Genomic DNA, 23,218 nt, shown 5'->3' with positions numbered 1-23,218 from the left:
GCGGAGGTTACTGCAAGCCAGCGTCCAAGGCCAAATTGAGCTGCAGCACGTTGACGCGCGGCTCGCCCAAAAAGCCCAGCAAAGGTGATTCCACCTGCTGGTCCACCAGGGCCTGCAGCTTGGCAACCTCCAGCCCACGGGCCTTGGCCACGCGGGCCACCTGGAAGCGGGCCGCGGCCGGGCTGATGTGCGGGTCCAGCCCGCTGGCGGATGCCGTCACCAGGTCCACCGGCACGGGCGCGGTGTTGCCGGGGTCGGCATCGCGCAAGGCCTGGATGCGGGCCTTCACCGCGTCCACCAGGGCCGGGTTCAGCGGGCCCTGGTTCGAGCCGCTGGAGGCCACGCCGTTGTAGGGCTGCGGGCCGGTGGCCGAGGGGCGGCCCCAGAAGTGCTTAGCGTCGCTGAAGTTCTGGCCGATCAGCGCGGAGCCAACCGGCTTGCCGTCGCGCAAGATCAGGCTGCCAGCCGCTTGGTGCGGAAAGGCGGCCTGGCCGACGCCGGTGACGACCAGGGGGTAGACCACGCCGGTCAGCACGGTCAGGACGGTGAACAACACCAGGGTGGGACGAAGAATCGCATTCATTTTGAACTCCTTAAACCATATGGGCTGCGACCAGCAGCATGTCGATGGCCTTGATGCCGATGAAGGGCACAACCAGGCCGCCCAGGCCGTAGATCAGCAGGTTGCGGCGCAGCAGCGCGGCAGCACCCACGGGCCGGTAGCGCACACCCTTCAGTGCCAGCGGCACCAGGAACATGATGATCAGCGCGTTGAAGATCACGGCCGACAAGATGGCGCTGGACGGGCTGCCCAGCTGCATCACGTTCAGCGCCTTGAGCTGCGGGTAGGTGCTGACGAAGATCGCCGGGATGATGGCGAAGTACTTGGCCACGTCGTTGGCAATCGAGAAGGTGGTCAGCGAGCCGCGCGTCATCAGCAGTGCCTTGCCGGTTTCCACGATCTCCAGCAGCTTGGTGGGATTCGAATCCAGGTCCACCATATTGCCGGCCTCCTTGGCCGCCTGCGTGCCGCTGTTCATGGCCACGGCCACGTCGGCCTGGGCCAGCGCGGGCGCGTCGTTGGTGCCGTCGCCGGTCATCGCCACCAGGCGGCCTTCGCTCTGGTACTGGCGGATCAGCGCCAGCTTTTGCTCGGGCGTGGCCTCGGCCAGGAAGTCGTCGACGCCGGCCTCGGCGGCAATCGCCGCGGCGGTGAGCTTGTTGTCGCCGGTGATCATCACCGTCTTGATGCCCATGCGGCGCAGCTCGCCAAAGCGCTCCTTGATGCCGGCCTTGACGATGTCTTTCAGCTCGACCACGCCGAGCACTATGGCGCCGTCGACCACCACCAGCGGCGTGCTGCCGCGGCGCGATACGTCGTCGGCCTGCTTGGCCACTTCGGTGGGCATGCGGCCGTTCTGGGCCTGCACATATTTGCGGATCGCATCGACAGCGCCCTTGCGCAGCACGCGCACCTTGCCGTCGGCCGATTGCAAATCAATACCGCTCATGCGGGTCTGCGCGGTGAACGGCACCTCGGTGGTCGTGCCCACCAAAGCCTGCACCGCACCGAGGCGCTGCGCCAGGGCCACGATGCTGCGGCCCTCGGGCGTTTCATCGGCCAGCGAGGCCTGGGCGGCACAGGATGCGAGTTGCGCTTCGGTGACGCCGGGGGCGGGGAAGAAGGCCGAGGCCTGGCGGTTGCCGTGGGTGATGGTGCCGGTCTTGTCGAGCAGCAGCACGTCCACGTCGCCCGCGGCTTCCACCGCGCGACCCGAGGTGGCAATCACATTGGCCTGCATCATGCGGCTCATGCCGGCCACGCCCACGGCCGACAGCAGGCCGCCAATGGTGGTGGGGATCAGGCAGACCAGCAGCGCGATCAGCGCCGTCATGCTGACGACAGTGCCCGCGCCGGCGGCCTGCACGCTGAAGATGGAGTACGGCAGCAGGGTCACGGTGACCACCAGAAACACGATGGTCAGCGCCACCAGCAGAATCGTCAGCGCGATCTCGTTCGGCGTCTTCTGGCGCTTCGCGCCTTCGACCATGCTGATCATGCGGTCCAGAAACGACTCGCCGGGGTTCACGCCGATGCGCACCACCAGCCAGTCGGACAGCACACGGGTGCCGCCGGTGACGCTGGAGAAATCGCCCCCCGACTCGCGCACCACAGGCGCCGATTCGCCGGTGATGGCGCTCTCGTCCACCGAGGCCACGCCTTCTACGACCTCGCCGTCCAGCGGAATGAAGTCATGCGCTTCGACCAGCACCACATCGCCCTTGCGCAGGTTCTCAGCTTCTTCGGGCAGCCAGGTGGTGCCGTACTTGGGCTCGCGCAGCTTCTTGGCCATGGTGCTCTTCTTCAGCCCGCGCAGCGAAGAAGCTTGGGCTTGTGCCCGCCCTTCGGCCAGGGCTTCGGCGAAGTTGGCGAACAAGACGGTGAACCACAGCCACACCGCCACCGACAGCGTGAAGCTGGCCGTGCCGTCGCCGCTTTGCAGCGCCAGCCCACCAAACAGCGTGGTCAGGATGCTGCCGATAAACACGACGAACATCACCGGGTTGCGCCACTGCACGCGGGGGCTGAGCTTGGTGAAGGCCGCGGCCAGCGCGGGCTTGAGCAGGGCGGGATCAAGCAACACCAAAGACTTTTGGGTGTTCATACGGATGTCTTTCGAAAATTTACGCAAAACAGGGCTCTAGCGCAGGTAATACCTGCGCAATCAGCTATTAAGTTAATAGCATTCATGGATGCACCCACAGCACCAGGTGCTCGATCACCGGGCCCAAGGCCAGCGCCGGCACGTAGTTCAGCAAGCCCACCAGCAGCACGGTACCGATCAGCAGGGTGACGAACAGCGGGCCATGCGTGGGCAGGGTGCCGCTGGTCACTGGCAGCCGCTGCTTGGCGGCCAGCGCGCCGGCAATAGCCAGGACAGGAACGATCACGCCAAAGCGCCCCAGCCACATCGCAATGCCCAGCAGCACGTTATAGAACGGCGTGTTGGCCGACAGGCCGGCGAAGGCGCTGCCATTGTTGTTGCCGGCCGAGCTCAGCGCGTACAGGATCTCCGAGAAGCCGTGCGCACCAGGGTTGGCGATACCCGCCGTACCCGCGCCGGACGTCACCGCCACGGCCGTGCCCGCCAGCACCACGATGGGCGTGACCAGGATGGCGATGGAGGTGAGCTTCATCTCGTGCACCTCGATCTTCTTGCCCAGATATTCGGGGGTGCGGCCAATCATCAGGCCGGCGATGAATACCGCCAGGATGGCGAACACCAGCATGCCGTAGAGACCGGTGCCGACGCCGCCAAACACCACTTCACCCAGCTGCATCATCACCAGCGGCACCATGCCGCCCAGGGGTGTCAGCGAGTCGTGCATGGCGTTGACAGCACCGCAGGAGGCGGCGGTGGTGATGACGGCAAACAGGCTGCTGGCGGTGATGCCGTAGCGCAGTTCCTTGCCTTCCATATTGCCGCCGGCCTGCTGGCTGCTGGCCAGCTGGTCCACGCCCAGCGGCGGCAGCAGCGGGTTGCCGGCCTGCTCGGCGGGCATGATGGCCACCACGGCGATGACGAACATGATGGTCATCGCCGCCAGCACCGCCCAGCCCTGGCGTTGGTCGCCGACCACGCGGCCAAAAGTGAAGCACAGCGCGGCCGGGATCAGGAAGATCGCCAGCATCTGGAAGAAATTGCTCAGCGCTGTCGGGTTCTCATACGGGTGCGCCGAGTTGGCGTTGAAGAAGCCGCCGCCGTTGGTGCCTATCATCTTGATCGCCTCTTGCGACGCGACCGGGCCCATAGGCAGGGTTTGCGTTGGGGTCTTGGCGTCTTCCAGCACCGGCTGGCCCTTGGCGTCCAGCACGGGCGCACCAGCGGCATCCAGCTTGGGCTGCTGGTAGCTGGTGATTTCCAGCGTGGTCACGTCCTTGTAGCCGTCGAAGTTCTGGATCACGCCCTGGCCGACCAGGAATATGGCGAACACCAGCGACAGCGGCAGCAGCACCCAGGTGGTGACGCGCACCATATCGACCCAGAAGTTGCCGATGACGGCGGTGGAACGCGCCGCAAAGCCGCGCATCAGTGCAAACACCACGGCGATACCGGTGGCGGCCGAGAAGAAGTTCTGCACCGCCAGCGCCAGCATCTGGGTCAAGTAGCCCATGGTGGATTCGCCCGCGTAGCCCTGCCAGTTGGTGTTGGACACAAAGCTCACCGCGGTGTTGAACGCCGAGTCGGCGCTGACCGCGGCCATGCCCTGCGGGTTAAGCGGCAGCCAGACCTGCAAGCGCTGCAGCGCGTAGACCACCAGCACGCCCAACAGGTTGAAGGCCAGCAGCGCCAGCGTGTAGTGCGCCCAGTGCATGGACTGGCTCGGCGAGGTGCCGGCCAGTTTGTACAACGGCGCTTCGACCTTCTGCATCCAGCCAGGCACATTGCCGTTGGCCAGACGCGCCAACCACAGGCCCAGCGGCCACGCGGTGGCGAGCAGAACGATCAGGTAGAGGGCCAACAGGCCCCAGGCATTGGCGCTCATCAGAACTCCTCGGCGCAGATCAGCGCGTAGACCAGGTAGGCCAGCAACAGCACGGCGCACAGGCCGCCCAGGCCATACAGCATTTCGAGCGGGATCATGCGCGGCCTCCCTTGGGCTTTTCGAGCTTCTGGAAGCCCTTGACCAGCAACACCATCACGCCCCACAGCAGGCCTGCACCTGCCAGATAGACCACGTCCATACCATCACGCTTTCTTTGAGAAATTGATGGGCTAAGCGTAGGTTGGGGGGCGTAAAAACGGGGTAGAGAGGCAGGGGGTGGGTGTATAGAAAGCGTAAAAATGCAGGCCCATCTGCCCAAGCTGGCCGGCGGTACGCGCCGCATGCTGCGGAACTAAACCACCGGGCGCGCCACCAACGCAGCACCTGTCAACACACATCCCATGCCTCTTTCGAACCACACCACCCGCCCGCAGCGCATGAGCCGCCGGGCCACCACCTTGCTGGCGGCCGTGCTGCTGGCATGCATCGCCCTGGGGCATGAGGGGCGGCGCGTGGCCCAGCTGGCGCTGCTGGCCGCGCCCATGCTGGTGTGGCTGGCCTGGCCGGTGCACAGTGCCGGAGTGCACCGCACACGCACGGCAGCCGTGTGGCTGTGGGCGGTGGCGTTTGCGCTGGACGGCATCGTGCGCGGCTACCTGCAGCACACCTACCAGGCGGCCCCCGAAGGCGCGCTGGTGCTGGGCTCTGCCGCCAACTCGAATGCGCGGGAGAGCGCCGAATACTTCTCGACGCAATGGCGGACGATGGCGCTCTGGGCCGCGCTGGCGCTGGGGTTCTCCGTACTCGCGGGCTGGTGCGCAATGCACGGTGCACGCCGGCCGGCCGACAGCCCCCAGGCCGGCCAGTCGCGCTGGGTGCTGGCTATGGCCTGCGTGTTGCTGCTGGCCTGCACACTGGGCTATGCCAGCAAGCCTTGGCGGCGACTGCATCCCGTGCTGTTCTGGCCGAACTGGGTGCAGTCCCTGCAAACCCTGCGCGGGCAATGGAGCGACCAGCAGCACACACGCGACCGGGCGCTGCAGCGTGCCCAGGCCGCCGCCCCCACGCTCACGCAGACCGGGCCCGCCACCGTGGTGCTGGTGATTACCGACAGCATCAACCGCGACAACCTGGCGCTGTACGGCTACGGCCGCCCCACCACGCCGCAGCTGTTGGCGCAGCAGGCGCAGTTGGGCAACCAGATGCTGGTGCTGCGCAACGCCTGGTCGGTGGATGCCAGCACCCTGCCCGCGATGCGCAACATGCTCAACTTTGGCCAGCCCGAAAGCGATGATCCACTGCACCTGCTGGCCTTGGCCCGCGCCGCAGGCTACAAGGTCTGGTGGATCAGCAACCACGACGACATGGCGATCGAGCAAAAGCACGGGCGGCTGGCCGACGTGGTCGACATGGTGAACCGCACGCCCGGCCGGGCCAGCGCCTCGCTCGACAGCGAGCTGCTGGACTGCGTGCAGGAAGCCCTGCAGGACCCCGCCGAGCGCAAGCTGGTGGTGGTGCACCTGATGGGCGCCCACCCGCACTACAGCCTGCGGTTTCCAGACGGCGCCAACCCGTTTCAAGGCAGCAAAGATGGCGTGGAAACCGACCTGATCCAGGCGGGCCGCAGCGCCTGGGTGCGCAAGTTCCGGCGTGAATACGACGCTGCCGTGCTCTACCACGACAGCATCGTGGCCGAGCTGCTGCAGATGACGCGGGATACCGGTGCGCCGCAGACCTACCGCGCGTGGATGTACCTGTCCGACCACGGCCAGGAGGTGGGGCACGTCAACGACTACGCCGGCCACAGCCCGTCCACCCCCGCGGGCTACCGCATCCCCGCCATCATCTGGCGCAACCAGCCGCCCACCCCACCCAGCGCAGACCTGGCAACCCGCCCGTTCCGAGCCGACTGGGCCGCCTGGACTCTCGCAGATTTGCTCAACATCCAATGGACCGGCCAGACCCTCAGCCGCGACGTGCTGGCGCCGGGCTACCAGTGGCAGGCACCGGTGCTGCCGGTGGAAGTGGGCTCGTTTGCTGACTAGGTGTTTGGGCGCTTAACGGGGCACGTTTTGCTATTTATACGATAGCTGCTTGTGCAGGATTTTATTGCGCTAGAGGCTTAAAAGGCTTGTGTTTTCTGGACCGCTGATGGTGTCTCACGCTTCCCTGGCCGGGGTGTGCGCCCGGCGGCGCAGTAACTTTCTTTCGCTTCGCCGAAAGAAAGTCACCAAAGAAAGGGCGAGCCGAAGTCGTCGTCCCTGCGCTGCGCTCCGGGCACACTGCGTTGCTCGGTCTGAGCGGGGTCTGGCTAAACTCGCTTCGCTCAAACAACGCCAGCCCTCATCCGCTCAGCCCTGCGCTACTCGCCGACGCCACACGGCCTAGGGTACGGACAGCCAAACAACCAATACCCAGCCCGGCTACGCCGGGCTGCAACCGCCTCGCGCCCTAGGCGCGATGTGGCGCTTTGCGCCACCGATCCCGCTCCCCGGGGTCCCCCTCTGGTTGCGCCGCCGGGCGCATATCCCGGCCAGCAGCGCAGGTGGCGCAAACACCGGGCTATAGTGGCCTGCGCGCGGTCCACACCGCTGCCGTAAGCACACGCACCACACTACATTTTTACCAATAGGAAGTTCATGGGATTACTCGACGGCCTGATGGGCAATGCGTCAAAGATGGACGCGATGAAAATTCAAACGGAGTTCGGTCAAATCCTGGCCCCCGGGGAAGTGGTTGAACATGCATACCAACTGGTTCGTGACTACTTTGTCTTCACCAACAAGCGCTTCGTGCTGGTGGACAAACAAGGCTTGACCGGCAGCAAGGTGGAATACCACTCGATTCCCTACAGGAGCATTACGCATTTCAGTATCGAAACAGGCGGCACCTTCGATCTCGATGCCGAACTGAAGATATGGATTACCGGCACTCCTGCGCCGATCCAGAAACAGTTCAACAAGAAGCTCAGCATTTATGAAGTGCAAGCAGTGCTCGCGAGCTATGTCCTCAAATAGGTTTGGGTGCGCAGCGGACTTCCCCTGCCCCTAAAACCCATCGTCTTTACCCCCTCACCAAGCCACCCCCGCAAACCGCCCCACCAAAAAATCCAGCAAGGCCCGCACGGCCGGCGACAAATGCCGGCGCGACGGGTAGAGCGCGTGGATGGTCATCGCCGGCAAGGTCCACTCGGGCAACACCACTTGCAGCTGTCCGCTGCGCAACAACGGGTTCGCCAAGTATGTGGGCTGCAGCGCAATGCCACCGCCGGCCAGCGCGGCCTGCAGCAAGGTGGTGGCTTCGTTGGCGCTGAAATGGCTGGTGACGCTGACCCTGGCGGTCTCGCCATTCCGCTCCAGCTGCCACACGCTTTTGCCGAAGTTGGCGTAGCTCAAACAACGGTGCCGGGCCAGCTCGGCCGGGGCCTGGGGCGTGCCGTGTGCGGCCAGGTAGGCGGGCGAGGCCACCAGCAGCGAATCGCAGCGCGCCAGCGGGCGCGACACCAGCATCGGGTCGGGCTCGCTGCTGATGCGGATCGCCAGGTCGATGCGCTTTTCGACCAGGTTCACCGAGCCCTCGCTGACGTCCAGATCGATCTTCAGCTGCGGGTGTAGCGCCAGAAAGTCGGTGATCGCCGCAGCCATCTGCGCGTAGCCTAGCGACATGCTGCAGGTCAGGCGCAGCTGGCCGCGCAGCGCGCCCTCGGTGCTGGCGGTTTCTTCCTCCACGTCCTGCATCAGCGCCAGCATCTGCTGGCTGCGGCGCAGGCAGTGCTCGCCGGCGTCGGTCAAGGTGACGCTGCGGGTGGTGCGCTGCAGCAGCCGCGCATTCAGCCACTGCTCCAGCTCGGCCACGTAGCGCGTGACCATGGCGCGCGACATGTCCAGCTTGTCGGCGGCGGCGCTGAAACTGCCGCTGGTGGCGACCTCGGTAAACACCTGCATGGCGGTCAGTCTGTCCATGGTTTGCCCGATTTATGCAATAGATAAGCCCAGTTTAAGGGGTTTATTTGACCGGTTGGTGCAAATACACTGCTGTTACTCCATCTGCGCCGAGGGCAACACGGTGCTAACCCACAGGAACTGATATGCAAGCCACCACCCAGATCACCTATTTGTTCGACCCGCTGTGCGGCTGGTGCTATGCCGCCGCACCCTGCCTGCGCACGCTGAGCGAATTGCCTGGCGTGGCCGTTACCCTGGCGCCCACCGGCCTGTTTGCAGGCCAGGGCGCGCGCCGCATGGACGCGCAGTTTGCTGCCTATGCCTGGAGCAACGACCAGCGCATCCAGCAACTGACCGGCCAGCCGTTCAGCCAGCAGTACCGCGACAAGGTACTGGGCCAGCAGCAGGCGATGTTCGACTCCGGCCCGGCAACGCTGACGCTGACCGCCGTGGCCCTGACGGCGCCGGAGCGCGAGCTGGACGCACTGCAGGCCATCCAGCAGGCCCGCTACGTCGAAGGGCGCGACACCAGTACGGTGGCCGTGCTGGCAGAAGTGTTGCAGTCGCTAGGACTGGGCGCAGCGGCAGCGCGTTTGATCGCCCCGGACGACGCATTGCAAACCGCCATGCAAGCCCGCCTGGACCAGGCCCGGGCCGATATGCGGGCCTTCGGCGCGCAAGGCGTGCCCACAGTGATCGTGTCGGACGCCGCCGGCCGACGCCTGCTGCGCAGCGGCGCGCTGTATGGCGACCTGAGCCCGTTGCTGGCCGAGCTAAAAGCGGCTGATCAATAGCGCCCTGCGGCGCCTCAGTGCGCGGCCCACAGCCGCGCAAAGCTGGCCACCGCCGCCAGGCCTGCAAAGCCCGCACCCAGGGCCAGCGCCACGGTAGAGCCGTACACGCCGGCCAAGCCGAAGCACAGGGCCACCAAGGCCGCGCCGGTGGTCTGGCCGAGCAGCCGGGCCATGCCGATCACGCCGCTGGCGCCGCCGCTGCGCTCGGGTGGCGCGCTGGACATCAGCGCCTTGAGGTTCGGCGACTGGAAGAAGCCAAAGCCCGCACCGCAGACCGCCATGCGCAGCACGATGTCCCAGGTCTGCGGCTCGGCGGGCAGCAGGGCCAGCGAGGCCAGGCCCAGGGTCAGTAGGCTCAGGCCCACGCCACCGAGCAGGCCGGGCGGATGGCGGTCCGACAGCCGGCCGGCAAACGGCGCGGCCAGGGCCACGATCACCGGCCAGGACATCATCAGGAAACCGGTATCCACCGGGTTGCGGTGCAGCACGGCCTCAAAGTAAAACGGCAGCGACACAAAAGCCAGGCCTTGCGCGGCAAACGCCGCCATGGCGGTGATGGTGGACAGCGCGAACATCGGGCGGCGCAGCAGGTCCACCGGCAACATGGGCGCGGGATGGCCGGCCTGGCGCCGCAGCAGCAGCCCGCCGGCCAGTAGCGCCACTCCCAGCGGCAGCAGCACCAGCAGCCAGGCTTCGCGCTGCGCGGCAGCCCCCAACGCCAGGATCAGCGCGGCAAAAGTCAGCGCTGTCAGCAGCGCGGTGGCCGGGTCGAAACCATGGCCGCGGCGCGGGCTGCGCTGCAGCGTGGGCACGGCAAAGGCGATCGCCAGCAGGCCCAGCGGCACATTGATGGCGAACAGCCAGGGCCAGGACGCCACCGACAACACCAGCGATGCCACGGCCGGGCCCAGGGTGAAGCCTATGCCCACCACCAGCGCGTTCAGCCCCACGCCGCGGCCCAGACGCGACGGCGGGTACAGCTGGCGGATCAGGGCGATGTTGACGCTCATCACCGCGCCCGCGCCTATGCCTTGCAGCGCGCGGGCGCCGGCCAGCAGCGGCAAGGTGGTGGCCAACGCGCACAGCAGCGATGCGGCGGTAAAGAAGGCCAGCCCGCCGATGAAAATCCGCCGCGGCCCCCACAGGTCGCCCAGCGCGGCAAACGGCAGCAGGCTGGCCACCACCGCCAGTTGGTAGGCGTTGATCACCCAGACCGAGGTGGCGGGCGGTGCCTGCAAGTCGGCGGCAATGGCCGGCAGCGCGGTGTTGGCAATCGCGGTGTCCAGCGCGCTCAGCACCACCCCCAGCAGGATCGCCACCAGGGCCAGCCATTCACGGGTTTGGAATTCATGCGAGGGGTTGGCGCTGAGAGGCGGAGTGGTCAATTCGGGCATCGAAAAAATGTACCCGGGATGGCGGGCCGCCGCGGCTGCGGGGTTAATCTGCAGCCGCGCGCTGCTTCTGCCAGATCACCAGCGCGATGCCGCCGAGCACGGCCACCGACGCCAGCAGCAAGCGCAGGCTGGCGGTCTCGCCCAGGAACACAATGCCGCCCAGCGCCGCCAGCACCGGCACGCTGAGCTGCACGGTGGCGGCCGCCGTGGATGGCAGCTGGGGCAAGGCGCTGTACCAGATCGCATAGCCGATGCCCGAGGTCAACGCCCCCGAGGCCACCGCGTACCGCAGGCCCGCAGAGTCCAGCGAGATGGCGGGATAGAGCAGCACGCTTACGGCCAGCGCCAACGGGGCCGCGCGCAAGAAATTGCCGGCCGTCACGGCCAGCGGGTCGCCAGCACCCTTACCACGCAGCGAGTACATGCCCCAGGCCACACCCGCGCCCAGCATCAGCAGCGCGCTGGGCAGCGGTGGCGCGGACAAGCCAGGCAGCAGCAGGCCTACCAGTCCGCCCAGAGTGACCAGCAGCCCCGCCCATTGCAGTGGCCGCAGACGCTCGCCGGCCCAGACGCCGTGGCCGATCATCGTGGCCTGCACCGCGCCAAACAGCAGCAGCGCCCCGGTGGCAGCGGATAAACGCAGATAGGCAAACGAGAAGCCTGCCGCATACGCAAACAGCGCCCCGGCCGATAGCCAGTTGCCGCCCACCGGCGTACCTGGGCGGCGCATGCGTACCAGCAAGCACAGCACCAGCGCGCCGGATACCAGCCGGATGCTGGTAAAGCTGGCAGCATCCAGGCTGGTGTGCTTCAGCGCCACCCGGCAGAGCAGTGAATTCCCGGCAAATGCCAGCATCGCCAAGGCCGTGTAAACCAGGGTGCGGGTAAGGGACATGCGTTGCCTCCAAGGCGTGTAGCGCCCGGTCGCGGGATCGCACCATCTTAGTCTTTTCGGCATCCAGCGCAATCAGCATCTGCGCTAGCAGCTATTTTTTATATAGCACCGCAAGCAGCAAGGCAGCACCTGGCCGGCGGCCACACTCTTTTTTCAGATATTATATAAATTGATATATTGAAAGGTGAACCCCATCGCATGCCCAAAGCCGCCCAGACCATCAACCCCGAAACCCTGCGCGGTGCGGCCCACCATGCGGTGGCTGCCATGAAAGTGTTGGCCAATGAAGACCGTTTGCTGCTGCTGTGCCAGCTGTCGCAAGGCGAGATGTGCGTGGGCGACCTGGAGCTGCAGCTGGACATCCGCCAGCCCACCTTGTCGCAGCAGCTGGGTGTGCTGCGCAACGAGGGCGTGATCACGCCGCGCCGCGACGGCAAGAAAATTTACTACAGCGTGGCCGACCCGGCGATGCTGGACATCCTGGCGCTGCTGTACCGCCTGTACTGCCCCAAGGAGGCGCAATGACCCTGGACTGGAACCATTTCACCCCGCTGGCTGCGCTGGGCGGCGGTGCGTTGATCGGCCTGGCCGCAGCGCTGTTCGTGCTGCTGAACGGGCGGATTGCCGGCATCAGCGGCGTGTTGGGCGGGCTGCTGGTGCCACGCCGGGGCGATGTGGCTTGGCGGCTGGCGTTTGTGGGTGGGCTGGTGGGTGCACCGCTGGCCTATGGGCTGTTCGCGGCGCTGCCGGTGCTGCAGATCGACGCCGGCTACGGCACGCTGGTGGCTGCCGGGCTGCTGGTGGGCGTGGGCACGCGCTATGGCGCGGGCTGCACCAGCGGGCACGGCGTATGCGGGCTGTCGCGCCTGTCGCCGCGCTCCATGGTGGCTACGGCCGCTTTCATGGCCGCGGGCTTTGCCACGGTGTTCGTGCTGCGCCACCTGCTAGTCGCCTGAGGAGTCCACGATGCTTGTTTTTGCCTCTTTGCTCTCGGGCCTGGTGTTTGGCCTGGGCCTGATCGTCTCCGGCATGGCGAACCCTGCCAAGGTGCTGGGTTTTCTGGATGTTGCCGGCGTGTGGGACCCGTCGCTGGCGTTTGTGATGGCCGGTGCCATCGCCGTGGCCGCCGTAGCTTTTGCCCTGGCCCGGCGGCGCAGCCACTCCCTGCTGGGCGCACCCATGCAGCTGCCCAGCGCCCGCCGGATCGACTGCCGCCTGGTCATCGGCAGCTTGCTGTTTGGCGTGGGCTGGGGCGTCGCCGGCTTCTGCCCGGGGCCGGCGCTGGTGGGTTTGGGGATGGGCGCGGGCAAGGCGCTGGTGTTCGTGGCCGCGATGCTGGCGGGCATGGGTTTGTTCGAGTGGCTGGAACGCCGCTAGCGCCCGCCTCGATGGTGAATAAACTCGGGTTTTGACCACGCCACGCCAGATGCCCTCCAACCGTCTTCCTGCCAACTGGATTCGCTACCGCTATTTGCCGCTGATCGTAGGCGTTGTCGGCATGGCCCTGGCCACCTCGCTGGCCTGGGTGGTGATCAACATCTCGCACACCAAGGCGCGGGCCGAAATCGCGGTGCAGGCACAAAACCATTTGCTGCAGATCCGCGACCGCATGGACCGGCAGCTGCAGAGCACCCTGTCGGTTCCAGAAACCGTGGCCGCATTTGTGGCTGCGCAGGGGCGTATGCCGCCCGACATTTTTGCCACCGTGGTGGGGCGCCTGCTGGAGCGCCAGCGCAATATCCGCAACCTGGCCCTGGCGCCCGACAACGTCATTACCGACATTTATCCGCGCCTGGGCAACGAGAAAGCCCTGGGCCTGCGCTACATGGACAACCCGCAGCAGCGCGGTGCGGTGGAACGCGCCATCCAGACCCGCCGCACCGTGGTGGCCGGGCCGATCCAACTGGTGCAGGGCGGGCTGGGCATTACCAGCCGCACGCCGGTGTTCCTGCCGCCGGTGCTGGACGGCAAGCACAACCCCGAGCCCGCGTACTGGGGCATCGTGTCGCTGACGATGAACGCCGACACCTTGTTCGCCGACGTGGGCCTGACGACCGACCAGATGGGCTTCCAGGTGGCGGCACGCGGCAAGGACGCCACCGGTGCCGGCGGTGCGGTGTTTTTGGGGCACGCGGATCTGTTCGATGCAAACCCGGTCACGCTGGAGGTGCCCCTGCCCGGCGGCGGTAGCTGGCTGCTGGGGGCCGTGCCCAACGGTGGTTGGCGTGCCGCCGGTAGCGCCCCCACGCTGGTGGTGTGGCTGTCGTACGCCTTTGCGGTGCTGCTGGGCTTGCTGGGTGCGCGCCTGATGCGTGCGCACCAGCAGGTGCTGGCGCTGGCCAGCCACGACCGTTTGACCGGCCTGCCCAACCGCCGCCTGTTTGAAGACCGCTTGTCGCAGGCGGTGCTGACGGCGCACCGCGACCACCGCCCGGGTGCCTTGCTGCTGATCGACCTGGATGGCTTCAAACCGGTCAACGACAGCCTGGGGCACCGCAGTGGCGACCAGGTGCTGGCGCGCGTGGGCCAGCGCTTGCAGGGCCTGGCCCGTGCCAATGACACGGCGGCCCGCATCGGTGGCGACGAATTTGCGCTGGTGCTGAATGCGGTGTCGTCGCCCGAGGCGGCGATGGAGGTGGCGCACAAGGTGCTGCAAACCATGCTCACCCCCGTGGGGCTGGACAACGGCGAGCATGTGTCCATGGGCGCCAGCATCGGCGTGGCGATCTTCCTGGGCGGCACGGTAGAGAGCCTGCCCAATCTGATGGACCGCGCCGACCAGGCCTTGTATGAAAGCAAGCGCAACGGCAAGGGCACGGCCAGCATGGCGCCCTTGGCGGTGCGCGACACGGCAGCGCAGGCCGACTAACAACCGGTAGAAGTATCGCAGTCTTTTAGGCCTTCTGCGCAGCCTGTATCTGCGCTACCAGCTATGTTTTAAGTAGCAAACTGGTTCGCCGGCACCTGCAGGCCCAGGGTCTCGCGCAGGGTGCTGCCCGGGTACCCGGTGCGGAAAGCGCCGCGCTGCTGCAGCACCGGCACCACCTGCTGCAAAAAGTCGTTGGCGCCCAGCGGCATGATGGCCGGCAGCACCACAAAGCCGTCGCAAGCGCGTTCGCTGTGCCAGGTGATCAACTGGTCGGCCACCTCTTCGGCCGTGCCAATGGGTGCAAAGAACGACAGGCTTTGCGCGTACCACACGCCCAGCTGGGCCAGGGTCAGTTTCTCGTCCAAGGCCTTTTGCAACACCGCCTGGAAGCGCCCTTTGCTGCCGGTGATGCGCGCGGCAATGTCGGGCACTGGGGCGTGCAGTTCGTACTGCGCCAGGTCGTGGTTCATGCTGGCCGACATGAAGGTCAGCGCAGCCTGGGGCAGCACGCTGTCGTTCAGCTCGCGCTGCAGGTCCAGCGCGTCTTGCCGGGTCTGGCCGACAATGGGCACGATGCCGGGCAGCACCTTCAGGCTGTCGGGGCTGCGGCCCACGGTCTGCAGCTGCTGCTTGAAACGCGCGTAGAAATCGCGGGCTTTCTCCAGCGTGGGTTGCACCGCAAAAATCACCTCGGCCTGCTCCAGCGCGGTACGCTCGAAGTTGCTCGACACGCCGGCCTGGATCTGCACCGGATGCCCTTGCGGTGGCCGCGGCACATTCAGCGGGCCACGCACCTGGAACCAGGCGCCGTCGTGGTCCACGCGGTGCAGCTTGCTGGGGTCGCCGTAAATGCCGTTGGCGCGGTCGCGGACCAGCCAGTCGTCCTCCCAGCTGTCCCAGAGCTTTTTTACCAGGGCGACGAACTCCTGCGCCTTGTCGTAGCGCGGGTCGTGGCCCAGGTGCTGGGCCTGGCCGTAGTTGCGCGCCTCGCCGTCGCTGACCGAGGTGACCACGTTCCAGCCAACCCGGCCGCCGCTCAAATGGTCGATGGTGGCCAGCATGCGGGCCGTCGTGTAGGGCTGGCTGTAGGTGGCCGACACGGTGGCGGCCAGGCCGATCTGCGAAGTCGCGCCGACCAGCGAGGCCATCACGCTCAGCGGCTCGGCATGCTGGGGCAGCGCGCGCGCGCTGACGGTGGCCGCGAAGTCGCCGCCATACACGTCGTCGACCGACAATTTATCGGCCAGGAAAATCATGTCCAGGCAGGCGGCTTCGGCCTGCTGCGCCATGTCTTTGTAGAAGCGCCAGTCCAGCGGCGCGGTGCTGCCGGCCAGCGAATGGCGCCAGGCGCCGAGCTGGCTGCCGACCTCGCTCAGATACAGCGCAAGATGCATCTGGCGGCCGTCGCCGGCCGCGCTCATGGATTGAACGAGGTGTCGAGCAGTTGCTGCGCTTCCAGGCGCTTGGGGATCAGGCCGGAGGCCACGTACAGGTCGACCGTGGCCTGCTGCAGACGCAGAATGCTGTCGTCGATCTTCAGCGGTGCATGGCCTTCACGGCGTTGCTTGGCCAGGGCCACGTCTTCGGGAATGCCGACCAGCTTGGCGATTTGCTTGGAATAGGGCTCGACATGGGTCTGGCCCCAGGTGCGGGCCTGGGCGTTGCGCGCCACGAAGTCCTTCAGCGCATCCTTCTTGTCCTTGATGGCCTTGTCGGAGGCCACGAAGTACGACACCGCGGGGTAGCTCTTGCCGTCGACCAAGATGCGCGCGCCAGACTTCTGCGTGGCGAACGACACATAGGGCTCCCAGGTCACCACCGCGTCCACCGAGCCCTGGGTCAGGGCCAGCGTAGCTTCGGACGGTGCCAGGAAGGCCAGGGTCACCGCATCCGGGCTCAGCCCGGCCTTGGTCAGCACCTGCAGCAGCAGGTTATGGCCGGATGAGCCCTTGACCACGGCGATGCGCTTGCCCTTCAGGTCGGCGATGCTCTTGTAGGGCGCGGCATTCGCCACCAGCACCGCATTGCCGTCGTAGGACGAGGCAAAAATGGCCTTGGCCTGCAGGCCGGCGGCGGCGGCAAAGGTCAGCGGTGCGTCGCCCACCGAGCCGGCGTCGATGGCGTCAGCGCGCAAGGCTTCCAGCAGGGGCGCGGCGTTCGGGAACTCGCTCCACTCCACCTTGTACGGCAGGTTTTGCAGCACGCCGGCGGCCTCCATCACCGCGCGGGCATTGCCACGCTGGTCGCCTACGCGCAGGGTCACAGGTTGGGCCAGGGCGGCGGTGGCCGCGGCGGCAAGCAGGCCCAGGCCCAGGGCCCGGGTGGCAAAAGAAATAAAGCGCTTCATGGAATGGCAGAGGGTGTAGAAAACAACCCCGCATTCCAGCACCCCCACCCGCCGCCGGCAACGAAGGCCTGCGGATATCCATATGCGGATTTCAGCCTTGCAGGCTTTTCTTCAATAGCAGACTAGCGTTCGGCCAACGCCAGCCGCGCCGCCATGCCCAGGAACACCGTGCCCGCCACCCGGTTCAGCCAGCGCTGCGCCAACGCCGAGCTGCGCAGCCCGCTGCTGACCGCCGCCGCGAAGTAGGTGATCGTGCCGAACGCCACCAGGGTGGCAGCGATGAAGATGCCGCCCAGCACGCACAGCTGCAACGCAATCGCGCCGCGCTCGGCATGGACGAACTGTGGCAGCAGCGCCAGGAAGAAGAACACCACCTTGGGATTGGTCAGGTTCATCACCCAGCCGCGCACAAACATGCGCAACAGGCTGGGCTGCTGATCGGTCTGCAGGGCCAGCGGCCCGACCGGCGCGCGGAACGCCTGCCAGGCCAGGTAGGCCAAATAGGTAGCACCCAGCACCTTGAGCACGGTGAAGGCGGTGGCCGATGCGGCAAACACCGCCGCCAGGCCGAGCGCCACCGCCAGGGTATGCACCACCAGGCCCGCACACAGGCCCAGGGTCACCACAAACCCCGCCTTGCGGCCCTGCGTGGCCGACTGCATCAGCACAAAAATATTGTCTGGGCCGGGCGTAAAGCCTAGCACCAGGGACAGGCCAAAGAAAGCGATGCAGGTATCCAGAGACGGCATAAAACCCTTTTGAAAAGTGGCGCAACTCCGCGGCAAAGTGTCGGCGCGGGCAAATTATGCGCCCCGGGGCGGCCCCGATAATGGACCATGCCCACCCCCCGCAAAAGCCATCTCGACCCCTTCGCCATCGCCCTGCTGCTGGCCTGCTGCATGTTCTGGGGCTTCCAGCAGGTGCTGGTCAAAGCCACCATGGCCGAGGTGCCACCGGTGTTCCAGGCCTGCCTGCGCTTTGCCGTGTCCAGCCTGGCGGTGGCCACCTGGTGCCGCTGGCGCGGCGTGCGCCTGGGGCTGGGCAGCGAGCCGGCCGGGGCCTGGCGCTTCGGGCTGCTGGCCGGCGCGCTGTTCGCCGCCGAATTTGCCTGCATCCATGCAGGGCTGCAATACACGCTGGCCTCGCGGTTGACGGTGTTCCTGTACAGCGCGCCGTTCTGGGTGGCGCTGCTGTTGCCGCGCTTTGTACCCGGCGAGCGGCTGCGCGGCTGGCAATGGCTGGGCCTGGGCTGCGCGTTTGCCGGCATGGCGCTGGCCATGGGCGAAGGCCTGTTCAGCCATCCCGCGGGCAGCGCCTACCCGCTGGGCTGGTTCGGCGATGCGCTGGGTCTGCTGGCGGGGCTGATGTGGGGACTGACCACGGTGGTGATACGCACCACCTCGTTCGCCCGCGTAGCGCCCGAAAAACAGCTGCTCTACCAGGTGGGCGTGAGCGCGGCCGTGCTGCCGGTGGTGTCCTGGGCGCTGGGCGAGGCCTGGACCCTGGACTTCAGCGCCTTCGCCGCCGGCTCGCTGCTGCTGCAGGCGCTGGTCGGCGGCTTTGTCAGCTACCTGGCCTGGATGTGGATGCTGGCCCACTACCCGGCCACGCGGATGTCGGTGTTCGTGTTCCTGACGCCGGTGTTCGCGCTGCTGTTTGGCGCCTGGTGGCTGGGCGAGCCGTTGTCGGCCGGGTTGCTGGCGGCGATGGCGCTGGTCGGCACTGGCATCGTGCTGGTGAACCGCCAGCCCGCCGTGCAGACGCAGCAGCTGCCGGCCTGAATATGCAAGCCTTTTAGGCCTTTGGCGCAGGTAGTACCTGCACCAGCAGCTACGTTTTAGATAGCAAAAGCAGTTTTACTTCTTGCCGCCGACCACCAGCAGCAAGCCCCCCACCACGATGGCGCCGACGCCGGCCCACAGCGGCACGTTGACGGTTTCTTTTTCTTTCACCGACAGCTCCAGCGGGCCGAGCTTCACCGCGGTGGTTTCCTTGGTGTAGCTGAAGCCGCCGTAGACCAGGGCGAGTACGCCGGCGGCAATCAGGACCACGGCGACGAGTTTGAGAGAGTTCATGAAGGGGAATTTCCAGGGTTGTAAGTCGGATGCTGTTGCGCGCATTCTGCACCGGCTGGCAACGGCTCAAGCCTCGGCTCGTTCGGCCCAGCGCTGGCGCCAGGCCTTGAAGCCGTCCACCGGCAACGGCCGGCTCATGTAGTAGCCCTGGGCTTCGTCGCAGCTCTGTTCGCGCAGCAGGTTCCAGATAGCGGCGTTTTCCACGCCCTCGGCCACCACGCTCAGGCCCATGTTGTGCGCCAGGTCGATGGTGGAGCGGACGATCTTGGCGTCGTCGGGGTCGCTCTCCATGCCCATCACAAAGGATTTGTCGATCTTCAGCTCGTCCACCGGCAGGCGCTTGAGGTAGGCCAGCGACGAGTAGCCGGTGCCGAAGTCGTCGATCGACAGCTTGAAGCCGCGGTCCGACAGGCGCTTCAGGGTGCCCTCGGCGCGCAGCGGGTCGTCCATGATGGCGCTTTCGGTGATCTCCAGGCAGAAGCCGTCGGGCGCCACCTGGTGCTTGTCCAGCAGCGCATCGAGCCGGGCCGGAAAGTCCAGGTCCAGCAGGTCGCGGGTCGACAGGTTGATGGACATGCGCAGCGGCAGGCCGGGCTGCTGCAGGTCGGCCCACTGGCGCGCGGCTTCGTCGAACATCCACAGGGTCAGCTGGCGCACAAAGCCGGTCTGCTCGGCAAACGGGATAAAGGCATCGGGCGGCACCAGGCCGCGCACCGGGTGCTGCCAGCGCACCAGGGCTTCGGCGGCGATGACCCGGCCGCTGTCCAGCGCGATCTTGGGCTGCAGGAACAGCCGCAGCTCGTGGTGTTCCACCGCATAGCGCAGCTCGGACAGAAGCGACAAGGTCTGCTTGCTGGACGAGTCGAGCGCCGGGTCATACAGCTCGAACACCGTGGCCTTGCGCTTGGCGATGTACATCGCCACCTCGGCCCGGCCCAGCAGGCTGTCCACGTCGGTGGCGTGCTGCGGCCAGCAGGCCACGCCCAGGCTGGCGCTCAGGTCGACGGTCTGGTCGTCGAAGCTCAGCGGGGCTTCGAACGCATTGGCGATGGTCTTGGCCGCCTCCATGGCCTGGTCCGCATTGGCGTTGAACAGCACCACCGAGAACTCGTCGCCACCCAGCCGGGCCACCAGCGCACCGTCGTCCATGCGTAGCAGCAGGCGCTCGGCCACGGCCATCAGCAGGCGGTCGCCCAGCGCGTAGCCGAGGATGTCGTTGACGTGCTTGAAGCGGTCCAGGTTCAGGGTGATGACGGCCAGCGGCTGCGCCTCGGCATCGTTGCGGCGCTGGAGTATGGTTTCCTTGACGGTATCGCGAAAGCGCAACCGGTTCGGCAAGCGGGTCAGTCGGTCCCAGTAGGCCAGCTGCTGGATCTCGTTGCGGCTGATGGCGATGTTCTTGCGCATCCGGTCGAAGGCATTCGCCAGGTCGCCGATCTCGTCCTGCCGCCAGGTGTATTGCACCGGCTGGTCGTATTCGCCGCGGCCCAGGCGCTCGGCGCCCTGCACCAGCGCGCTCAGCGGCGTGGTCACGCGGCGCGCGGCCCAGGTGCTGCCCAGGCCGAACAGCAACAGGCCCAGCACGGTGATCACCAGCAGCACCAGCTGCACCTGCTGGAACGGCGCCACCACCTCGTTCAGCGAGCGCAGCAGCAGGGTCTGCACCCCGCCGCCCACGGCCTGCAGGTCGACATGCCGGGTGACCAGGGTGTCGCCGTCGTTGTCCAGCTCGGTAACCGCGCCGCCAGCGCTTTGCAGCGCCTGCAGGCTGGCATCGGGCAAGGTGGACAGACCGATCTGCGCCGGCTGGCCCCTGGCCTGGGTGAGCATGGCCACGTGCAGGCCCGACAAAGTCAGCATGTCGTTGGCCAGGGTCTGGTCGATGGGGAAGCCCATCAGCACCCAGCCGATGACCAGCGGCGCGCGCAGCGGCACCATCACGAACTGGTACGGGGTATTGCCGACCAGCGCCACCGTGCCCCCCAGCTCGCTGCGGGCCAGCGGCACGGTGATCTCGGCGATGGCTGCGGTCAGGGCCGGGTTGTCCGGCGTGTCGTTGAGGGCCCGCAGCGCCATCTGGTTGTCCAGCAAGGCGGTGACGGTGGCGCCTATGCGGGCGCCCTGGTTGTCCAACGCGGAGCGTATGGTTTCGATGTCGTCGGAATTGACCGCTGCGCGAAAGCCGAAGTCGCCGGTCAGCAAGCCCGCGCCCTGGCGCAGCTTTTCGGCGTTCTGGTCGAGCAGGCGGCGCCACACGCGGTCGCCCAGCTGCAGTTCGTGGCGGATCTGCTCGCGCGCATTGCGCTCTATGCTGGCCCGCACCACCAGCAGGCCGGCGGTCTGGACCAGCAACAACAGCAACAGCGAGAGCGCCACGATGCGGGTCGACAGGCGCCAGCGCCCTACCCCCAGCCGGCTCAACAAGTGCAGTCTCATGGAGCCAGTCCGGCCACCCGCACAGTGGCCGCACCGCCGGCCGCTGCCAGCGCCAGCGGCTGGTCCAGCGCCGGCGCGCCTACCGCCATGTTGGCATGCCAGACGCGCAGCCGGTAGTTGCCGGGCGGCACGTTGTCCAGGCTGAGCTTGCCATCGGCGCCGCTGCGGCCGAAGTACGGGGTGTCGACGACCACGATCCAGGCCACCATCTTGTCGTGGATGTTGCAGCCCAGCACGGCGATGCCGGGCTTGTCGAACACCACCGGGTTGGCGGTGGTGCCCGCGTACAACTTGAGCTCGAAGGTCTTGGTGGGCGAAAAGGAATACACGTGGTGGCGCACCGCGTCGCGGTTCGGGAACTGCACCGAACTGCCGACGGTGACCACCCGCACCTGCGGGTCGAACTGCTTGTTGGCCTGCGCCACCTCCACGCCCTGCAGGGGCTTGGCCGCGGCCTGGGCCTCGCGCGACTCCAGAAACACCACAGCACCGGCCAGCGGCTGGCCACCACCGTCCTGCACCTGGACCTGCATGGTCGCCGCCCCGGCGGGGGCTGCCACACACAGCAGGGCGGTCAACAGGATAGGCAGACGCATGGAGTTAGGGCAATCGGAGGCAGGGTAAAAAGGGGCGGCTACCGGGCCAGGCTCGGCGTCCACATATTAATACGACCGCTCTGCAGCGCAGCGCGCCAACGCTAAATATCTGCCTTCAGGTAGTGCGCGCCGGGAATCGGGTTGTGGTAGTAGGGCGGCACCTCGGCAAAGCCCAGCTCTTCGTAGAGGGTGCGGGCGGCCTCCATGTCGTCCAGCGTATCGAGCAGCACGCAGCTATAGCCAGCAGCACGGGCGGCGTCCAGCGCGGCCTCGGCCAGCTGGCGGCCCAGGCCAAAGCCGCGGAAGGCCTTGCGCACGAACAGGCGCTTCATCTCGCTGGCATTCGCGTAGTCCGCGCTGTCCAGCGGGCGCAGCGCGCAGCAGCCGGCCAGCTCGCCATCGACCAGGGCCAGCAGCAGCGCGCCGCGCGGCGCCGCGTACTCGCCGGGTAAGCTGGCCAGCTCTTCGTCGAACGACTGGAAGCACAGGTCGACCCCCAGCTGGCGCGCATATTCTTGGAAGATGGCGCGGGTCGCGTCCAACTCCTCCGCCTGGGTCGGCGAAACGAGTTCGATCACGGGAGCATTCACAACGGGCTTGGAGGCGGAAGACACCATGCCAGTTTAGCCCCCCAGGCTGACCACCCAGGCCACCGCCGCCACGCACAGCCCAAATACCAGCAGCGCGACAGTGCGCGTCACCGCGTCGTCGCGCGAGGCCGGCTGGGGCGTAGCCAGCAATTTGTCGCCTAGCAGCATGGGTGTGACCAAGTTCTGCTTTCTTTTCCAGGCATAGAACGCGATGGCCGCCAGATGCAGCAGCACCAACACGATCAGCACGGTTTTACCGACCTCGGCGTGGTACCAGCTGGCCAGGCTGACCGTGTCGTTGGAGACGAATCGGGTCAGCGGCCCAGCGGCGGCGATCTCGTCGTCGCTGAGCAGGCCGGTGCCCACTTGGGCCAGCAAAAAGCCCAGCAGCGCAAACACCGAGCCCGCGCCCAGCGGGTTATGGCCCACCGAATGCGCGGGCAGGCCCTGGCCGCGCAGGTAGCGCCAGATGGTGCGCGGCGCGTAGATGAAGGCCGCAAAGCGCGACCAGCGCCCGCCGACCAGCCCCCATACGATGCGAAACAGCAACAGGCTCAGCACCGTATAGCCGAGCCGGAAGTGCCAAACCATGGTGGCGCCGCCAATGGTGCCGGTCACCAGCAGGCCCACGACCGCGCAGGCCAGTACCCAGTGGAAGATCCGCGTCGGCAAATCCCAAACCCGTACTCTGTGCATCTTCATCGTGAAATCCTTGGTGCAAAACGGCTGC

Annotated in this window: 23 protein-coding genes; 8 read left to right on the top strand and 15 right to left on the bottom strand. The window is 66.7% G+C overall.

Annotation, left to right across the window (positions count from 1 at the left end; genetic code table 11):
- Positions 1 to 7: 7 nt before the first annotated feature.
- The 4 genes from kdpC to kdpF all read right to left on the bottom strand — a co-directional run bounded on the left by kdpC (position 8) and on the right by kdpF (position 4,646).
- Entirely contained in the window at positions 8 to 583 is a 576-nt protein-coding gene (kdpC, locus tag BLT66_RS19290) for a potassium-transporting ATPase subunit KdpC (RefSeq protein ID WP_092760152.1), read from the bottom strand.
- Positions 584 to 593: 10 nt separating this feature from the next.
- Positions 594 to 2,666 carry a potassium-transporting ATPase subunit KdpB gene (kdpB, locus tag BLT66_RS19285; protein ID WP_092760150.1) on the bottom strand — a complete coding sequence of 691 codons (2,073 nt, stop codon included), beginning with the start codon at positions 2,664 to 2,666 and terminating at the stop codon, positions 594 to 596.
- An 82-nt stretch (positions 2,667 to 2,748) separates the two neighbouring features.
- Positions 2,749 to 4,548 (bottom strand): potassium-transporting ATPase subunit KdpA, encoded by a 1,800-nt coding sequence (gene kdpA, locus BLT66_RS19280; RefSeq protein ID WP_092760148.1) that lies wholly within the window; start codon positions 4,546 to 4,548, stop codon positions 2,749 to 2,751.
- The gene (kdpF, locus tag BLT66_RS19275) at positions 4,548 to 4,646 is read right to left on the bottom strand and encodes a K(+)-transporting ATPase subunit F (RefSeq protein WP_092760146.1); all 99 of its coding nucleotides are present in this window, start codon (positions 4,644 to 4,646) and stop codon (positions 4,548 to 4,550) included. The genes kdpA and kdpF overlap by 1 nt, the downstream gene beginning before the upstream one ends.
- A gap of 303 nt (positions 4,647 to 4,949) precedes the next feature.
- On the opposite strand from kdpF, the gene BLT66_RS19270 reads away from it, so the two are divergent.
- A complete protein-coding gene (locus BLT66_RS19270) occupies positions 4,950 to 6,593 on the top strand; it encodes a phosphoethanolamine transferase (protein ID WP_092760144.1) in 1,644 nt (547 codons plus the stop codon).
- A 594-nt stretch (positions 6,594 to 7,187) separates the two neighbouring features.
- The gene (locus BLT66_RS19265) at positions 7,188 to 7,565 is read left to right on the top strand and encodes a PH domain-containing protein (RefSeq protein WP_092760142.1); all 378 of its coding nucleotides are present in this window, start codon (positions 7,188 to 7,190) and stop codon (positions 7,563 to 7,565) included.
- 54 nt (positions 7,566 to 7,619) lie between these two features.
- On the opposite strand, the gene BLT66_RS19260 is transcribed toward BLT66_RS19265, so the two are convergent.
- Positions 7,620 to 8,510, bottom strand: coding sequence for a LysR family transcriptional regulator (locus BLT66_RS19260; RefSeq protein WP_092760140.1), 891 nt, complete (start codon positions 8,508 to 8,510; stop codon positions 7,620 to 7,622).
- A gap of 125 nt (positions 8,511 to 8,635) precedes the next feature.
- On the opposite strand from BLT66_RS19260, the gene BLT66_RS19255 reads away from it, so the two are divergent.
- Positions 8,636 to 9,286, top strand: a complete 651-nt coding sequence (locus BLT66_RS19255) for a DsbA family protein (protein WP_092760138.1) — start codon at positions 8,636 to 8,638, stop codon at positions 9,284 to 9,286.
- 14 nt (positions 9,287 to 9,300) lie between these two features.
- Here the strand turns inward: BLT66_RS19255 and BLT66_RS19250 are convergent, their stop codons facing one another.
- Together BLT66_RS19250 and BLT66_RS19245 are read right to left on the bottom strand one after the other, a co-directional pair.
- On the bottom strand, positions 9,301 to 10,680 hold the full coding sequence (locus tag BLT66_RS19250) for an MFS transporter (protein WP_092760136.1): 1,380 nt from the start codon (positions 10,678 to 10,680) through the stop codon (positions 9,301 to 9,303).
- 43 nt (positions 10,681 to 10,723) lie between these two features.
- Complete coding sequence (locus BLT66_RS19245; protein WP_092760134.1) at positions 10,724 to 11,575, bottom strand: DMT family transporter; 852 nt, start codon at positions 11,573 to 11,575, stop codon at positions 10,724 to 10,726.
- 198 nt (positions 11,576 to 11,773) lie between these two features.
- Between BLT66_RS19245 and BLT66_RS19240 the strand changes: the two genes are divergently transcribed.
- Genes BLT66_RS19240 through BLT66_RS19225 form a run of 4 tightly spaced genes read left to right on the top strand, consistent with a single transcriptional unit; the run spans position 11,774 to position 14,444 of the window.
- On the top strand, positions 11,774 to 12,100 hold the full coding sequence (locus tag BLT66_RS19240) for an ArsR/SmtB family transcription factor (RefSeq protein ID WP_092760132.1): 327 nt from the start codon (positions 11,774 to 11,776) through the stop codon (positions 12,098 to 12,100).
- Entirely contained in the window at positions 12,097 to 12,531 is a 435-nt protein-coding gene (locus tag BLT66_RS19235) for a YeeE/YedE family protein (protein ID WP_092760130.1), read from the top strand. Before BLT66_RS19240 ends, BLT66_RS19235 begins: the two co-directional genes overlap by 4 nt.
- 10 nt (positions 12,532 to 12,541) lie before the next feature.
- Positions 12,542 to 12,952, top strand: coding sequence for a DUF6691 family protein (locus tag BLT66_RS19230; protein WP_092760128.1), 411 nt, complete (start codon positions 12,542 to 12,544; stop codon positions 12,950 to 12,952).
- Between the two features lie 49 nt (positions 12,953 to 13,001).
- The gene (locus BLT66_RS19225) at positions 13,002 to 14,444 is read left to right on the top strand and encodes a diguanylate cyclase domain-containing protein (protein WP_092760679.1); all 1,443 of its coding nucleotides are present in this window, start codon (positions 13,002 to 13,004) and stop codon (positions 14,442 to 14,444) included.
- A 68-nt stretch (positions 14,445 to 14,512) separates the two neighbouring features.
- On the opposite strand, the gene BLT66_RS19220 is transcribed toward BLT66_RS19225, so the two are convergent.
- The 3 genes from BLT66_RS19220 to BLT66_RS19210 all read right to left on the bottom strand — a co-directional run bounded on the left by BLT66_RS19220 (position 14,513) and on the right by BLT66_RS19210 (position 17,540).
- Positions 14,513 to 15,865, bottom strand: coding sequence for an LLM class flavin-dependent oxidoreductase (locus BLT66_RS19220; RefSeq protein ID WP_255407010.1), 1,353 nt, complete (start codon positions 15,863 to 15,865; stop codon positions 14,513 to 14,515).
- The gene (locus BLT66_RS19215; protein WP_092760126.1) at positions 15,862 to 16,791 is read right to left on the bottom strand and encodes an ABC transporter substrate-binding protein; all 930 of its coding nucleotides are present in this window, start codon (positions 16,789 to 16,791) and stop codon (positions 15,862 to 15,864) included. Before BLT66_RS19215 ends, BLT66_RS19220 begins: the two co-directional genes overlap by 4 nt.
- Before the next feature lie 122 nt (positions 16,792 to 16,913).
- Complete coding sequence (locus BLT66_RS19210) at positions 16,914 to 17,540, bottom strand: LysE family translocator (protein WP_092760124.1); 627 nt, start codon at positions 17,538 to 17,540, stop codon at positions 16,914 to 16,916.
- 87 nt (positions 17,541 to 17,627) lie between these two features.
- Between BLT66_RS19210 and BLT66_RS19205 the strand changes: the two genes are divergently transcribed.
- Positions 17,628 to 18,572, top strand: coding sequence for a DMT family transporter (locus BLT66_RS19205; protein ID WP_092760122.1), 945 nt, complete (start codon positions 17,628 to 17,630; stop codon positions 18,570 to 18,572).
- A gap of 75 nt (positions 18,573 to 18,647) precedes the next feature.
- Here the strand turns inward: BLT66_RS19205 and BLT66_RS19200 are convergent, their stop codons facing one another.
- From BLT66_RS19200 to BLT66_RS19180, 5 genes are all read right to left on the bottom strand, one after another.
- On the bottom strand, positions 18,648 to 18,866 hold the full coding sequence (locus BLT66_RS19200) for a hypothetical protein (protein ID WP_092760120.1): 219 nt from the start codon (positions 18,864 to 18,866) through the stop codon (positions 18,648 to 18,650).
- Between the two features lie 66 nt (positions 18,867 to 18,932).
- Entirely contained in the window at positions 18,933 to 21,302 is a 2,370-nt protein-coding gene (locus BLT66_RS19195) for a putative bifunctional diguanylate cyclase/phosphodiesterase (RefSeq protein WP_092760118.1), read from the bottom strand.
- Positions 21,299 to 21,898 carry a methylamine utilization protein gene (locus tag BLT66_RS19190; RefSeq protein WP_092760116.1) on the bottom strand — a complete coding sequence of 200 codons (600 nt, stop codon included), beginning with the start codon at positions 21,896 to 21,898 and terminating at the stop codon, positions 21,299 to 21,301. The genes BLT66_RS19195 and BLT66_RS19190 overlap by 4 nt, the downstream gene beginning before the upstream one ends.
- Before the next feature lie 101 nt (positions 21,899 to 21,999).
- Positions 22,000 to 22,515, bottom strand: a complete 516-nt coding sequence (locus BLT66_RS19185; RefSeq protein ID WP_369821618.1) for a GNAT family N-acetyltransferase — start codon at positions 22,513 to 22,515, stop codon at positions 22,000 to 22,002.
- A 6-nt stretch (positions 22,516 to 22,521) separates the two neighbouring features.
- Entirely contained in the window at positions 22,522 to 23,190 is a 669-nt protein-coding gene (locus BLT66_RS19180) for a cytochrome b/b6 domain-containing protein (RefSeq protein ID WP_092760114.1), read from the bottom strand.
- Between the last annotated feature and the right edge of the window lie 28 nt (positions 23,191 to 23,218).

It is taken from the genome of Rhodoferax sp. OV413, assembly GCF_900104385.1.
In the GTDB taxonomy this organism is placed as follows: domain Bacteria; phylum Pseudomonadota; class Gammaproteobacteria; order Burkholderiales; family Burkholderiaceae_C; genus Rhodoferax_B.
Note: the sequence above shows the minus strand (reverse complement) of the source record. Positions and strands in the feature narration are given on the sequence as shown.